The 13,823-nt window shown below is 71.2% G+C and carries 12 protein-coding genes; 9 read left to right on the top strand and 3 right to left on the bottom strand.

The window, feature by feature from the left end; genetic code table 11:
• Positions 1–10 precede the first annotated feature (10 nt).
• Both ABZ880_RS19030 and ABZ880_RS19025 read left to right on the top strand, forming a co-directional pair.
• A complete protein-coding gene (locus ABZ880_RS19030) occupies positions 11–1,033 on the top strand; it encodes a TIGR03842 family LLM class F420-dependent oxidoreductase (RefSeq protein ID WP_361263861.1) in 1,023 nt (340 codons plus the stop codon).
• Positions 1,034–1,331: 298 nt separating this feature from the next.
• Complete coding sequence (locus ABZ880_RS19025) at positions 1,332–2,858, top strand: NCS1 family nucleobase:cation symporter-1 (protein WP_361263858.1); 1,527 nt, start codon at positions 1,332–1,334, stop codon at positions 2,856–2,858.
• 28 nt (positions 2,859–2,886) lie between these two features.
• Here ABZ880_RS19025 and ABZ880_RS19020 read toward each other — a convergent pair whose 3' ends face one another.
• Together ABZ880_RS19020 and ABZ880_RS19015 are read right to left on the bottom strand one after the other, a co-directional pair.
• The gene (locus ABZ880_RS19020) at positions 2,887–3,543 is read right to left on the bottom strand and encodes a hypothetical protein (protein WP_361263856.1); all 657 of its coding nucleotides are present in this window, start codon (positions 3,541–3,543) and stop codon (positions 2,887–2,889) included.
• Positions 3,544–3,658: 115 nt separating this feature from the next.
• Complete coding sequence (locus tag ABZ880_RS19015; RefSeq protein WP_361263853.1) at positions 3,659–4,663, bottom strand: carboxymuconolactone decarboxylase family protein; 1,005 nt, start codon at positions 4,661–4,663, stop codon at positions 3,659–3,661.
• A gap of 165 nt (positions 4,664–4,828) precedes the next feature.
• On the opposite strand from ABZ880_RS19015, the gene ABZ880_RS19010 reads away from it, so the two are divergent.
• From ABZ880_RS19010 to ABZ880_RS19000, 3 genes are all read left to right on the top strand, one after another.
• Positions 4,829–5,932 (top strand): sensor histidine kinase, encoded by a 1,104-nt coding sequence (locus ABZ880_RS19010; RefSeq protein WP_361263850.1) that lies wholly within the window; start codon positions 4,829–4,831, stop codon positions 5,930–5,932.
• 74 nt (positions 5,933–6,006) lie between these two features.
• Positions 6,007–6,672, top strand: a complete 666-nt coding sequence (locus ABZ880_RS19005; RefSeq protein WP_361263847.1) for a response regulator transcription factor — start codon at positions 6,007–6,009, stop codon at positions 6,670–6,672.
• A gap of 40 nt (positions 6,673–6,712) precedes the next feature.
• On the top strand, positions 6,713–7,540 hold the full coding sequence (locus tag ABZ880_RS19000; RefSeq protein WP_361263845.1) for a class I SAM-dependent methyltransferase: 828 nt from the start codon (positions 6,713–6,715) through the stop codon (positions 7,538–7,540).
• 134 nt (positions 7,541–7,674) lie between these two features.
• Here the strand turns inward: ABZ880_RS19000 and ABZ880_RS18995 are convergent, their stop codons facing one another.
• On the bottom strand, positions 7,675–8,667 hold the full coding sequence (locus tag ABZ880_RS18995) for a phospholipase D-like domain-containing protein (protein WP_361263843.1): 993 nt from the start codon (positions 8,665–8,667) through the stop codon (positions 7,675–7,677).
• A 289-nt stretch (positions 8,668–8,956) separates the two neighbouring features.
• On the opposite strand from ABZ880_RS18995, the gene ABZ880_RS18990 reads away from it, so the two are divergent.
• The 4 genes from ABZ880_RS18990 (at position 8,957) to ABZ880_RS18975 (ending at position 13,816) form a co-directional block, all read left to right on the top strand.
• On the top strand, positions 8,957–10,834 hold the full coding sequence (locus tag ABZ880_RS18990) for a gamma-glutamyltransferase (RefSeq protein WP_361263840.1): 1,878 nt from the start codon (positions 8,957–8,959) through the stop codon (positions 10,832–10,834).
• A 106-nt stretch (positions 10,835–10,940) separates the two neighbouring features.
• On the top strand, positions 10,941–11,786 hold the full coding sequence (locus ABZ880_RS18985) for an inositol monophosphatase family protein (protein WP_361263838.1): 846 nt from the start codon (positions 10,941–10,943) through the stop codon (positions 11,784–11,786).
• Positions 11,787–11,897: 111 nt separating this feature from the next.
• Positions 11,898–13,307 (top strand): NAD(P)/FAD-dependent oxidoreductase, encoded by a 1,410-nt coding sequence (locus ABZ880_RS18980; protein ID WP_361263835.1) that lies wholly within the window; start codon positions 11,898–11,900, stop codon positions 13,305–13,307.
• On the top strand, positions 13,304–13,816 hold the full coding sequence (locus ABZ880_RS18975; protein ID WP_361263832.1) for an O-acetyl-ADP-ribose deacetylase: 513 nt from the start codon (positions 13,304–13,306) through the stop codon (positions 13,814–13,816). The genes ABZ880_RS18980 and ABZ880_RS18975 overlap by 4 nt, the downstream gene beginning before the upstream one ends.
• The last annotated feature ends 7 nt before the right edge of the window (positions 13,817–13,823 follow it).

Below are 13,823 nucleotides of genomic sequence, written 5' to 3'. Positions count from 1 at the left end.
AGTGGCGCACATGGACTTCGGACTCGTCCTGCAGACCGACCCGCCGGCCTCGAAGGTCGTCAGCCTGATGAAGCGGGCCGAGCGCAACGGCTTCACATACGGCTGGACCTTCGACTCGGCCGTGCTGTGGCAGGAGCCGTTCGTGATCTACAGTCAGATCCTGGCGAACACGCAGAAGTTGACCGTGGGCACGATGGTGACGAACCCCGGCACGCGCACCTGGGAGGTCACCGCCTCCACCTTCGCCACCCTCAACGACATGTTCGGCAACCGCACCGTCTGCGGCATCGGCCGCGGCGACTCCGCGATGCGCGTCGCGGGCCGCAAGCCCAACACCCTGGCCCGGATCAGCGATGCCATGAAGGTCATCCGGGCGCTCGGCCGCGGCGACGAGGCCGACCTCGGCGGCGGCGCGGTCGTCAGGTTCCCGTGGATCAAGCCCGGCGCCGAACTCCCCGTGTGGATGGCGGCGTACGGCCCCAAGGCCCTGAAGATGACCGGCGAGGAGGCCGACGGCTTCATCCTCCAGCTGGCCGACCTGTACCTCACCGAGTACATGGTCAAGGCCGTGAAGGACGCGGCCGTCGCCGCCGGTCGCAACCCCGACGACGTCAAGATCTGCGTCGCCGCCCCCGCCTACGTCACCGAGGACGACTCGCCCGAGGCCCTCGCCCACGCCCGCGAGCAGTGCCGCTGGTTCGGCGGGATGGTCGGCAACCACGTGGCCGACCTCGTCTCCAAGTACGGCGAGCACTCCGCCGCCGTACCCGACGAACTCACCGACTACATCAAGGCCCGCGAGGGGTACGACTACTCCCACCACGGACGCGCCGACAACCCCGACACCCAGTTCGTACCCGACGAGATCGTCGACCGGTTCTGCCTGATCGGTCCGGTCGAGAAGCACATCGAGAAGCTCAACGCCCTGCGCGAGCTGGGCGTCGACCAGTTCGCCGTGTACGACATGCACGACGCGCAGGAGACCGTGATCGACGCGTACGGCACGAAGGTCATCCCGGCCGTCAACGCCTGACGACCGGGGAACCTCATAGGAACCAACCGCTCAACTCCCCATCCCCCCACTCCAGTTCTCCCCTCCCTCGCCGTCCCGGGGGAGGGGTGGCGGGGCCGGGGAGGGGCGAGCACATCCCCACGCCGCCCGGCACGCACTCTCGCCGCACCGGGCGAAGACCCAAGTAGCTCCGCTACGAGGGCCTTCGCCCGGCACGCCGAGAGCACGCACCGAACGACGCGGGAACGCACCCGCCCCTCCCCGGCCCCGCCGGCCCGCACGGCCTTTCCGGACCCACCCCTGATTGATTGGCCTGCCCATGACCGACACCGCTCCCACGGCCATACCGCCGACCGCTCAAGTCACCCTCGACGACGGGCGCGTGGAGATCGCGCCGGGGTCCTCGATGCCCAGCGGTCCGTACGCGAACGAGGACCTGCTTCCGGTCCCCGTCGAGAAGCGCACCTGGACCACGTACAACTTCTCCGCCCTGTGGGTCGGCATGGCCCACAACACGGCCTCCTGGACCCTGGCCTCCGGTCTGATCGCCGTCGGCATGGACTGGAAGCAGGCGGTGCTCACCATCGCCCTGGCCAACGTGATCGTGCTGATCCCGATGCTGCTCACCGGGCACGCGGGACCGAAGTACGGCATTCCCTTCCCGGTCTTCGCGCGGGCCAGCTTCGGCATCCGCGGTGCCAACCTCCCTGCCGTCGTACGGGCGTTGGTGGCGTGCGGCTGGTTCGGCATCCAGACCTGGATCGGCGGTGAGGCGATCTACTTCCTCGCCGGGAAGCTGATCGGCAACGGCTGGTCCGACGCCGGGAAGGTCGGCGGCTACGCCTGGACGATGTGGCTGTCGTTCGCGATCTTCTGGGTGATCCAGGTCGCCATCATCTACCGGGGCATGGAGACCATCCGCCGCTTCGAGAACTGGGCGGCGCCCTTCGTCATCGTCGGCGCGCTGGTGATGCTGATCTGGATGAGCAACAAGGCCGGCGGCTTCGGTCCGCTCCTCGACCAGCCCTCCAAGCTCGGCTGGGGCGGCGACTTCTGGAAGCTGTTCTGGCCCTCCCTCATGGGCATGATCGGCTTCTGGTCCACGCTGTCGCTGAACATCCCGGACTTCACCCGCTACGGGAAGTCGCAGAAGGCGCAGACGTGGGGCCAGGCACTCGGTCTGCCCACGACCATGACGCTCTTCGCGTTCCTCTCCGTGCTGGTCACCTCCGGTTCGCAGGCCGTGTACGGCGAGACGATCTGGGACCCGGTACAGCTCGCCGCCAAGACGGACAACGTCTTCGGTCTGCTGTTCGCGCTGGTGACCGTGCTGGTGGCGACCCTGTCCGTGAACATCGCGGCCAACCTGGTCTCGCCGGCCTTCGACTTCTCCAACATCGCGCCCAGGAAGGTCAGTTTCCGCGCCGGCGCCCTCGCCACCTGCGTCATCGGCGTGCTGATCTTCCCGTGGAAGCTGTATTCCGACCCGCAGGGCTACATCTTCACCTGGCTCGGCCTGGTCGGCGGTCTGCTCGGCACGGTCGCCGGCATCCTCATCGCCGACTACTGGATCCTGCGCCGCGGCAAGCTCCACCTCGTCGACCTGTACCGCACGGGCGGCCGCTACTGGTACGAGGGCGGCTGGAACTGGCGGGCCGTCGTCGCCTTCGTGGTCGGCGGTGTCCTCGCCGTCGGCGGCGCCAGCTTCAAGCCGCTGATCGACGGGCGGCCCATCCCGGCCCTGGAGCCGCTCGCCAACTACGGCTGGGCGGTCGGTCTGGGCACGTCGATGGTGCTGTACGTGGTGCTGATGCTGCTGCGCGGAAGGGAGCGCCTGGAGGCCTGAGCCTCCCGCATGCGAAGGGCAGCCGGTCTTACTGGCTGCCCTTCAGTGCTGTCACGGCGTCCTTCGCCGCCTTGATGGCGCCCTTGTTGATCTCGTCCGTGCTGGGCGCCTTCTTGTTCTCGAAGTCGCTGCCGTTGTACGTGGTGACCACCAGGACATTGGACACGAGGGCGACGACCTCGCCCTCGCGGGTCTGCTGCTTGTCCTCGGTGGTGAGGTTCACGACGGAGTAGCCCGAGTCACCCAGGCCCGGAACATCCCCTCCGCCGCTCTTCTCCGCAAGGCGATTCTTGTACGCCTTCTGTGCCGCTTCGTCCGAGTCCATGACCTCGAAGGAGACGTCCAGCCAGCGGTAGTCGTACCCCTTGAGCGCGTTCCAGGAGCAGGTGCGGCGCAGCTTGGAGTCGGTCGACTGGATCTCCTTGCCCGCCGTCTTGGCGCCCGGGACAAGCGACTTGATCGTCTTCACGGCCACGCTGCCGCAGGGTGCGGGAGCGGCGTCGTACGACTTGGACACGGCCGTCGCCGACGGCGCGGAGGGCGATGAAGTGCCCGTTTTGTGCCCCTCGTTGTGCGCGTCGGCCGGCGTCGCGGGACCGGACGACAGCGCCCAGCCCGCCGCGGCGAGTACGACGACGGGTGAAAGTCGCGCGGTCAGAGCGAGCGGCAGAGGAAAATCGCGCACGGGCACACTTCTCGGTGGGGGACGGTGTGCGGAGGGGTCCGCACTGCGGACGGGGCGCCAGTTTCACATGACTCCCTGTGAGACGGAAGCGGAAACTCGCTCCGTGCCCGCGCGGTCACTGAGGCTCACGAACAGGTGCCCCAAGAGTGAGCGCCGCCTCGATGCGGTCGACGGCCGCAAAGGCCCCGTACGCGACAAGGCGGACCAGCTGCTCGTCGTTGTGCCACGGCATGTGCCAGGCGGCCACGTCCTCGTCCGTGATGCGGTACGGCGCGAGCGCGGCCAGCAGTGCCAGGCGCGCGCCGGGCCGCTCCCGCCGGTTCGGGAAGCCGCGCAGCACGGCCGACGGGTGCGTCCCGTCCCACTCCTGCAGGGTGTGCCGTACGAGGACCCGGTCGCCGGGGTCGAGGAGGCCGGCGCCCGCCAGGGCGGCCTCGCGCAGGGCCGCGTAGGCGGGGCTGACGGGCGTCCCGGTCGCCCAGTCCGGGCCCGGGCCGAGCGTGTCGAGCAGGGGCAGGGACGCTCCGGGCTCGGCGCTGCGGCGCACGGTGCGGCCCAGCACGCGCCCGGCGAGGCTGCGCACGGCCCGGAACCGCTGGGCGCCGCCCGGCAACAGTTGTTCGTTCAGCAGGGCCGAGGCGATGCGGTTGATGAAGTGGAAGGCGAGCGCGGTGCCGAGGTAGGCGGGTGCGTGCTCCTCCGGGAACGGGTACGGCCGCAGATCGGCGCCCGGAGTGCGGGTGGCGAGGCCCCAGTCGAGCACGCGCGTGTGCTCCTCGCTCTGCGGATCCTCGCCGCGGGCAAGCTGCTCGGCGAGGGCGTGGTCGCCGGTGGCGTGCAGCAGGACGGTGTGCGCGTCCACGCAGAACGGGCACCGGTTGGCGAGGGACACCCCGAGCGCCGCCAGCTCCTTGCCGGTGCGGCTGCCGGTGCCGGCGATGAGCGACTCGCGCATCAACGCCCAGGCGGGTGCGAGGAGTTCGGGTGCGGAGGACAGGACGACGAAGGTGGCGGGCCGGTCGATGCCGAAGTCGACGGCGATCTGCTCGTAGACCTCGGCGACCTTGCCGGTGGCCGACTTGGGCGACGGCGGCTGCGTGAAGCGGAACTGTGTGGACATGGCGGCAGCATGCGCGGTGGGGGCGGCCGAAATCGTCGTACGGGCGGAGGCAGTCGGGAGTACGACGGCGGGGCCGGCGACCCCACGGAGTACTGCGCCGGGAGTAGTCGCCGAGCCGTCCACAGGTCTGACGCCGTTGTCGGTGCCGCCGTCTACTGTGCGTGCATGAGCGGGTACTCGGTCACACGCAAGGGGCTCGCCGACGCGGCACTGGCGGTCGTCGTCGGCGCGATCGCCGTGACCGTGGCCGCCTTCGACGCGGACACGATGCCCGTCGACTACGTGTTCCTGGCGCTGTCCTCGGCGGCCCTGGCGTTCTACCGAGTGGCCCCGCGTACGGCACTCGTGTTCGCCACGGCGGGCGGTGCGGCCTACGGGCTGCACGCGCACCCGGGCCCGGCATCCGCCCTGACCGTCTTCGTCGCCGTGGCGACGGCGGCCAGTGCGGGACACCGGGGCTGGGCCGCCGCGGCGAGCGGTGTGTTCCTGGCGGCGAACCTCGCGACGGGCCCGACGACCCACGACGTGGTCGAGCGGACCGCGCTGCTCGCAGGCTGGTTCCTGTGCGCAGTGGTCGTGGGGCAGGCCGACCGCAACTGGCAGGCGTATCTGCGCCAGACCGAGCAGCGCGCCATGGAGGCGGAGCGGACCAAGGAGGAGGCGGCCCTGCGCCGCGCGGGCGAGGAACGGCTGCGCATAGCGAGGGAGTTGCACGACTCGCTCACCCACAGCATCTCGATCGTCAAGCTCCAGGCGGGAGTCGCGGTGCACCTCGCCCGCAAGCGCGGTGAGGAGATACCGCCCGCGCTGCTCGCCATCCAGGACGCGAGCGGCGAGGCGATGCGCGAACTGCGGTCCACCCTGGAGATCCTGCGCACCGACGAGCCGACCGGCACGCCCGCGCTGCTGGTGGAGCGGGCCTGCGCGGCGGGCCTCGCCGTCGACCTCACGGTCAGCGGCGCCGAACGGCCCCTGCCGGCGACGGTCGACCGGGCGGTGTACCGCATCGTCCAGGAGGCCCTGACCAACGCGGCCCGGCACGCGGGAGCCGCCAAGATCGCCGTCCAACTCGCCTACAGCGAGGACGACTTGACGATACGGGTCGAGGACGACGGAACCGCCGACCCGTCCCGCCCGCCTGCACCGGGCGTGGGCCTCACGGGCATGCGCGAACGCGTCGCCGCCCTCGGCGGCACCCTGGACGCCGCCCCGCGCGACGAAGGCGGCTTCGCGGTGCGGGCCCGGCTGCCGCTGCGGGAGGCGGGATGAGCATGGGCGCGGGGGAGGCGCAATGACGAAGGGTGCGGGGGAGGCGTCATGACCAGTGGTACAGGGGAGGCGTCATGACCAGGGTCGCGCTCGTCGACGACCAGGCGTTGATGCGTGCCGGGTTCCGGGCGCTGCTGGAGGCCGAGGACGGCATCGAGGTGGTGGGTGAGGCGGCGGACGGCGAACAGGGGCTGGCGCTCGTTCGCGCGCAGGTGCCGGACATCGCCCTGATCGACGTACAGATGCCGGTGATGACGGGCATCGAGGCCACGCGCCGGATCGCCGCCGACCCGGCCCTGGTGGCCGTACGCGTGGTGATCCTCACCAACTACGGCTTCGACGAGTACGTCTTCGAGGCGCTGCGGGCGGGCGCGAGCGGCTTCCTGCTCAAGGACACCGAACCGGCCGACCTCCTCCAGGCCATCGACGTCGTGGCCCGCGGCGAGGCCCTGCTCTCCCCGTCGGTCACCCGCACCCTCATCGGCGAGTTCGTCTCCCGGCCGCCCGACCGGGCGACGGCCCCCGGCCTGGACTGCCTGACGCGCCGCGAACGCGAGGTCACGGCGCTGGCCGCCCGCGGTCTGAGCAACGAGGAGATCGCCGCGCACATGGTCATCAGCCCGTTCACGGCGAAGACGCACATCAGCCGGGCGATGACGAAGCTCGGCGCGCGGGACCGGGCCCAACTGGTGGTGTTCGCCTACGAGTCGGGGCTGGTGGCTCCGCGCTGCGGCACATAACCCGTTGCGGTGCGTGCACGGTGATCAGCAACCTGGGGTGATGACGGAGACGACACGCGCGCAGGGCCCGGCCGTCCACGAGGCGATCCTCGACTACTACAACCGGGGCAAGGAGGACGCCCGCCTCAGACAGGGCGGCGCCCCCGCCGGGCGGCTGGAGTACTGGCGTACCCAGGACGTGCTGCGGCGGATCCTGCCCGCGGCGCCCGCGCGCGTGCTCGACGTCGGCGGCGGCAGCGGTGTGCACGCGGAGTGGCTCGCGCGGGACGGGTACGGGGTCGAACTCGTCGACCCCGTACCGCTGCACGTCGAGCAGGCCTCCCGGCTGCCGGGGGTGACCGCGCGGCTCGGCGACGCCCGGTCCCTGGAGGCGGAGGACGCCGCGTACGACGCGGTGCTGCTGCTCGGCCCGCTGTACCACCTGCCCGAACGGGCCGACCGGGTACGGGCGTTGGCGGAGACGCACCGAGTCGTCCGGCCCGGTGGTCCGGTGGTCGCGGCCACCATCAACCGGTACGCGGGCCTGCACGACATCCTCCGGGAGGAGCGCTACTTCGACCCCGCGCAGCGCGCCCGCACCGACGCGGTCAGCGGCCACGGCCGGCACGGCACGGAGGGCGGCCTGTTCACCGTCGCCTACTTCGCCCAACCCGCCGAGGTCCCGGGCGAGTTCACCGACGCCGGACTCCTCACGGAGGGCCAGTACGGCCTGGAGGGTGTCGCCTGGCTGATGGGCGGTGTCGAGGACTGGCTGGACGACCCGGAGCGACGGGAGGCCGTCCTGTCGGCCACCCGCCGCATCGAGTCCGAGCCGACGTTGCTCGGCGCGAGCGGACACCTGCTCACGGTGGGCAGACGGCGGCCGTGAGCAGGCGTCCTCGGTGTCGCCAAGCGCTCCGCTGGAAGGACGGTGATGAACCTGCGGGCCGGTGGGGGCTGGTCGCGCAGTTCCCCGCGCCCCTTGCGGGGCGCGGTACCCGTAGCGGACTTCACCCAGACCGCTTAGGCGGCCGTACCGCCCGCGTAGTCGCTGTTGAAGGTGGTCTCGATGGTCGTGGCCACGGACTGGGCGACCCCGGTGCCGGTGAGGATGATGCCCAACTCCCTGTTGTTGGACAGGGAGTTGCTGCTGATGTTCATGGAGCCGGCCTCCACCTCCTGGGTGGACAGCCCGTAGTCGGCGACCATGGCCTTGGCGTGGATGTAGAAGCCGTCGGGGTCGGAGTAGCCGACGACGGTGCCGCCGGCCGCCTCGATCTCGGAGACCTCGCTGGAGTAGCTCGACGGGCTCTCCAGCACCACCCGCACGGTCACGCCCGCCTCCGCTCTCGCCACGATCGCGTTGACCACCGTGCTGTCGCTGAACTCCAGTTCCTCGACGTCGAGCGTCTTGGTCGCGGCGTTGATCACGGACAGCAGGCGGCTGCGGGAGTCGGTGGGGGACCACAGGAGGTGGTCGCCGTCGGTGGGGGTGATCGAGGTGCCGGCGTAGTCCGCGTTGAAGACCTTCTCGATCGCGGCGACATCACGGGTGTCGTCGGTGAAGACACCGTAGTCACGGCCCGTCGCGTAGTACTGCGAGGTCAGATTGCCGGTCAGGATCAGTGACTTGGTGCCGTCCACCGTGATCGTCTTCTGGTGGGTGTAGGTGAAGGTCGACGGCGACCACACCACCCCCACGCCCGCGTTCGTCAGCGCGGTGTACGCCGAGTTGTTGGCGGTCTTGTGCTGGCGGTCCAGGACCACCCGTACGGTGACGCCCTTGTTCTTCAGGGCTATGAGGTCGTTGACGGCCGTGGTGTCCTCGAGCTCGTACATCGTCATGTCGAGCGATGTGGTGGCCGAGTTGATGAAGTCGTAGATCGTGGGCTCGCTGCTGCTGAGCGAGAAGGCGAAGGCGGAGTAGCTCGCGGCGTTCGCGGGGACGGCGGTGGCGAGCACGGCGGCACCGGCCGCCAGGGCGACACCCGCGCGGCCGAGGACCTTCCACAACATGCGTGACTCCTAGTCGAGTTGATGCCCACGTGGGGGGTGGTGAGCGTGGGCATGACACCACGCGCGTAGAACGCGGAGGAAGGGAAGGTGGGTGAACTCGGTATTACCCAGCGGCCGTACAGCTGGACAAAGGGGACTTCATGCAGATGGGAGGCGGTTCATGCACTGCCCGCGGGATCGCAAAATCTTCGTAGGCCCCGCTCTTCGCAGGCCTCGAGGCGTGGAATGAAATGCTCGGCAGGCGTGATCGCTTCGGACCGTCCGGGGCACCCGACCAGCGAGGTGAGAGATGCAGTTCACCACCCGGCCCACCCTCCAGGGCACCTTCGGCATGGTGTCCTCCACCCACTGGCTGGCCTCCCAGTCGGCGATGGCCGTGCTGGAGGACGGCGGCAACGCGTACGACGCCGCCGTGGCGGGTGCGTTTGTGCTGCACGTCGTGGAGCCGCACCTCAACGGGCCCGCCGGTGAGGTGCCGATCCTGCTCGCCCCGGCGGGCGGCGAGGTGCGGGTGCTGTGCGGACAGGGCGTCGCGCCCGCCGGAGCGAGCGTCGCGCACTACCGGGCGCTCGGCCTGGACCTCGTCCCCGGCACCGGACCGCTCGCCGCCGCCGTGCCGGGAGCCTTCGACGCCTGGATGCTCCTGCTGCGCGACCACGGCACCAAGCCCCTCGCCGACGTCCTCAAGTACGCCATCGGATACGCCGAACACGGGCACGCGCCCGTGGAGAACGTCGGCGCGACCGTCGAGTCCGTACGGAAGCTGTTCGAGACGGAGTGGACCTCGTCCGCGGACGTGTACCTCCCGGGCGGCCAGGCTCCGCACCCCGGTGAGCTGCTGCGCAACCCCGCCCTCGCCGCCACCTGGAAGCGGCTGCTCACCGAGGTCGACGGGGCCGGTGACCGGATCGCCGAGATCGAGGCCGCGCGCGAGGTGTGGCGCTCCGGCTTCATCGCCGAGGCGCTGATACGCCAGTCCGAGCGCCCCACCATGGACACCAGCGGCGAGCGCCACACCGGCACCCTCACGGCCGCCGACCTCGCCGGCTGGTCCGCGACCTACGAGACCCCGGCGACATACGACTGGAACGGCTGGACCCTGTGCAAGGCGCGCCCCTGGAGCCAGGGCCCGGTACTCCTCCAGCAGCTCGCGCTGCTCCCGGCGGAGCTGCCCGGATACGGGACCGCCGACTACGTCCACCTGCTGATCGAGGGCTGCAAGCTTGCCATGGCCGACCGCGAGGCCTGGTACGGGGACGCCGCCGAGGTGCCGCTGGACGCGCTGCTCTCGGCCGACTACAACGCGGCCCGGCGCGACCTCGTCGGCCGCGTGGCCTCGTACGAACTGCGCCCCGGCAGCCCCGACGGGCGCACCCCGCGGCTCAGCGGGCACGCGCACGTGGTCGTCGGCGACGACCCGGGGTTCGACCCGATGGGCGCCGGTGAGCCGACGGTAGCCAAGCCGCCGACGTCCCCGGTACCGGGCGAGCCACGCGTGCGTGCCGGAGAAGACGTGCCACGCGCGCGTGGCGGAGAACCGGAGGTGCGCGCCGACGGCGCCACCCGTGGCGACACCTGCCACCTCGACGTCGTCGACCGCTGGGGCAACATGGTCGCGGCCACGCCCAGCGGAGGCTGGCTGCAGTCCAACCCCGTCGTGCCCGAACTGGGCTTCCCGCTCGGCACCCGGCTGCAGATGACCTGGCTGGAGGAGGGCCTGCCGAACTCACTGACGCCCGGCCGCCGCCCCCGCACCACCCTCACGCCCTCCCTCGCCCTGCGCGACGGTGTGCCGGTCATGGCCTTCGGCACACCCGGCGGCGACCAGCAGGACCAGTGGCAGCTGCACTTCTTCCTCGCCGTAGCCCTGCGCGGGCAGGTCCGCGGCGGCCTCGACCTGCAGGGCGCGATCGACGCCCCGAACTGGCACAACGACAGCTTCCCGGGCTCGTTCTACCCGCGCGGCATGCGGCCGGGCAGCGTGACCGTGGAGTCCCGCATGGACGCCGGCGTAGTCGGGGAACTGCGCCGCCGTGGTCATCACGTCACCGTCGGTGACCCCTGGTCCGAGGGACGCCTGTGCGCGGTCGCACGGGACCCGGAGACCGGCGTCCTGTCGGCGGCTGCGAACCCGCGGGGCATGCAGGGCTACGCCGTCGGCCGCTGACCTCTCACCCAGGCCACCGACCTCGCACCCCTGGTGTTCGCGCCGATTCCACCGGGCGTCCACCGGGGGGCTGGGGTTTGTCAGTGGCGCGTGCTCTCATGGAGCCATGATCGAAGACAAGGAAACCATCGACGAGTTTCTCGCCCACCACTCGGCCGACGTGGAGGAGGCGGTCCGCAAGGCCGCCGCGGCCGAGATCATGCCGCGCTTCCGGCAGCTGGCGGCCCACGAGGTGGACCAGAAGAGCGGGCCGCACGACCTGGTCACCGACGCCGACCGCCTGGCCGAGCAGTACCTCACCGAGACCCTCCGCGCCCTCCTGCCCGGCTCGGTCGTCGTCGGCGAGGAAGCGGTCCACGCCAACCCGGCGACGTACGAGGCGATACAGGACGAGGCCCCGGTCTGGATAGTCGACCCGGTCGACGGCACACGCCAGTTCGTGCGCGGCGAGACCGGATTCTGCACGCTGGTCGCGCTCGCGCACCGCGGAGTCCTCCTCGCCTCCTGGACGTACGCACCCGCCCGGGACCAACTCGCCACCGCCATAAGGGGCCAGGGCGCCTTCCTCGACGGCGAGCGGCTCTACGCCGGCCCGCCCGCCCCCGGCCGGGACCTCCAAGTGGCCACCTCCCACCCGGACTACACGACGGAAGAGCAGAAGCGCGCCCTGCTCGGCCTGTGGACCGACGGCGTCGCACCCCGCGCCTGCGGCTCGGCGGGCCTTGAGTATCTCGCCATCGCCCGCGGCGAGTTGGACGCCACCGCCTTCTCCTGGGAGGCCGCCTGGGACCACGCGGCCGGCATCCTGCTGGTCGAGGAGGCGGGCGGCGCCCACCTGACGATCGCCGACGAGCCGTTCCGCATCACGGGCGGCAACGCACTGCCGTTCACGGCCGCCCGCGACGCGGCCACGGCCCGCCGGGTGCAGGGGATCCTGTCGGGCACGGCCTGAGTCAGGGGACTGTTGAGGAGGGAACCACCCGCCGCCGGTGACTGTCAGCGCCCCGGCATATCCTGATCCTCAGTGGCCATCGGCTGACGAAGGGGTCCGAAGGTGCCGTCGATGCTCGATGCTGTCGTAGTGGGTGCGGGGCCGAACGGACTGACGGCCGCCGTGGAGCTGGCTCGTCGTGGCTTCTCCGTGGCCGTCTTCGAGGCCCGCGACACCGTCGGCGGGGGAGCCCGCACCGAAGAGCTCACCCTCCCCGGCTTCCGGCACGACCCGTGTTCCGCGGCCCATCCGCTCGGCATCAACTCCCCGGCGTTCCGTGCCCTGCCCCTGGAGCGGTACGGCCTCGAGTGGCTGCACGCCGAGCTGCCCATGGCGCACCCCTTCACCGACGGCAGCGCGGCCGTGCTGTCCCGCTCGGTCGCCGAGACGGCCGCCTCCTTCGGCGCGCGCGACGCGGGCGCGTACCGCAGGCTGGTCGAGCCGTTCCTGCCCAAGTGGGACACCCTGGCCCGCGACTTCATGTCCCTGCCGCTGACCGCCCTCCCGCGCGACCCGGTCACCCTCGCCCGCTTCGGCCTGGTCGGCCTGCCGCCGTCGACCTGGCTGACCCGCCGCTTCCACGACGAGCGGGCCAAGACCCTGTTCGCGGGCCTGGTGGCACACGTGATGGCCCCGCTCACCGGCTTGGCGACGGGCGCCATCGGCCTGGTCTTCGCCCTGGCCGCCCACGCGCGCGGCTGGCCGGTCGCCCGAGGCGGCTCCCAGTCCATCTCGGACGCGCTCACCGCGTATCTGAAGGACCTGGGCGGCCTGGTCCACACCGACTACGAGGTCAAGCGCCTCGACGACCTGCCGCCCGCCCGCGCGTACGTCTTCGACACCTCACCCACCGCCCTGGCCCGCATCGCGGGCTTCGGCCGCTACTACGAGAGCTACAAGTACGGCCCCGGGGTCTTCAAGGTCGACTACGCGCTGGACGGCCCGGTGCCGTGGACCGCCGAGGAGGCCCGCGTCGCCGGCACCGTCCAGATCGGCGCGGACAGCGCGGAGATCGGCGCCGCCCTGCGCGCCGCCTCCAGGGAGAACCGGGCACCCGAGCGGCCGTTCATGATCACGGTCCAGCCGAGTGTCGCCGACCCCACCCGCGCGCCCGAGGGCAAGCACGTCTTCTGGACCTACGGCCACGTCCCGAGCGGCTGGACCGGAGACCTCACGGACGCCATAGAACGCCAACTGGAGCGCTTCGCCCCGGGGTTCCGCGACCGCGTCCTCGCCCGCGCGACCGCCGGCCCGCCCGAACTCGCCGTCCGCAACGCCAACTACATCGGCGGCGACATCGCCTCCGGCGCGGTGAGCGGACTCCAGACCCTCCTGCGCCCCAAACTCACCCTGTCCCCGTACACCACCCCCCACCCGGCCGTCTTCATCTGCTCCTCAGCCACCCCGCCGGGCCCCGGGGTACACGGCATGTCGGGGCACAACGCGGCGAAGGCCGTCTGGAGGAGGCTGAGGCAGACATGACGCCCACCATCACGCTCGCCAAGGGCGACATCACCCGCGAGACCGCGGACGCGATCGTCAACGCCGCGAACTCCTCCCTGCTCGGCGGCGGAGGCGTCGACGGCGCCATCCACCGCCGCGGCGGCCCCGCCATCCTCGAGGACTGCCGCAAACTCCGCGCCTCCCACTACGGCAAGGGCCTTCCGACGGGCCAGGCGGTCGCCACCACGGCGGGCAACCTGGACGCACGGTGGGTGATCCACACGGTGGGGCCGGTCTGGTCGTCCACCGAGGACCGCTCCGAACTGCTCGCCTCCTGCTACCGGGAGTCACTGCGTGTGGCCGACGAGCTGGGTGCCCGTATGGTCGCGTTCCCGGCGATCTCCACCGGCGTGTACCGGTGGCCGATGGAGGATGCGGCTCGTATCTCGGTGGAGACGGTGCGGAACGCTACGACCGCGGTCGAAGAGGTGCGGTTCGTCCTCTTCGATGACCGAGCGTACGAGGCTTTCGCCCAGCAACTCGGCTGAGTAGGCC

This window comes from Streptomyces sp. NPDC047043, assembly GCF_040644055.1.
GTDB lineage: Bacteria > Actinomycetota > Actinomycetes > Streptomycetales > Streptomycetaceae > Streptomyces.
The sequence above is the reverse complement of the archived record's forward strand: the minus strand, read 5'-3'. Positions and strand labels throughout refer to the sequence as shown.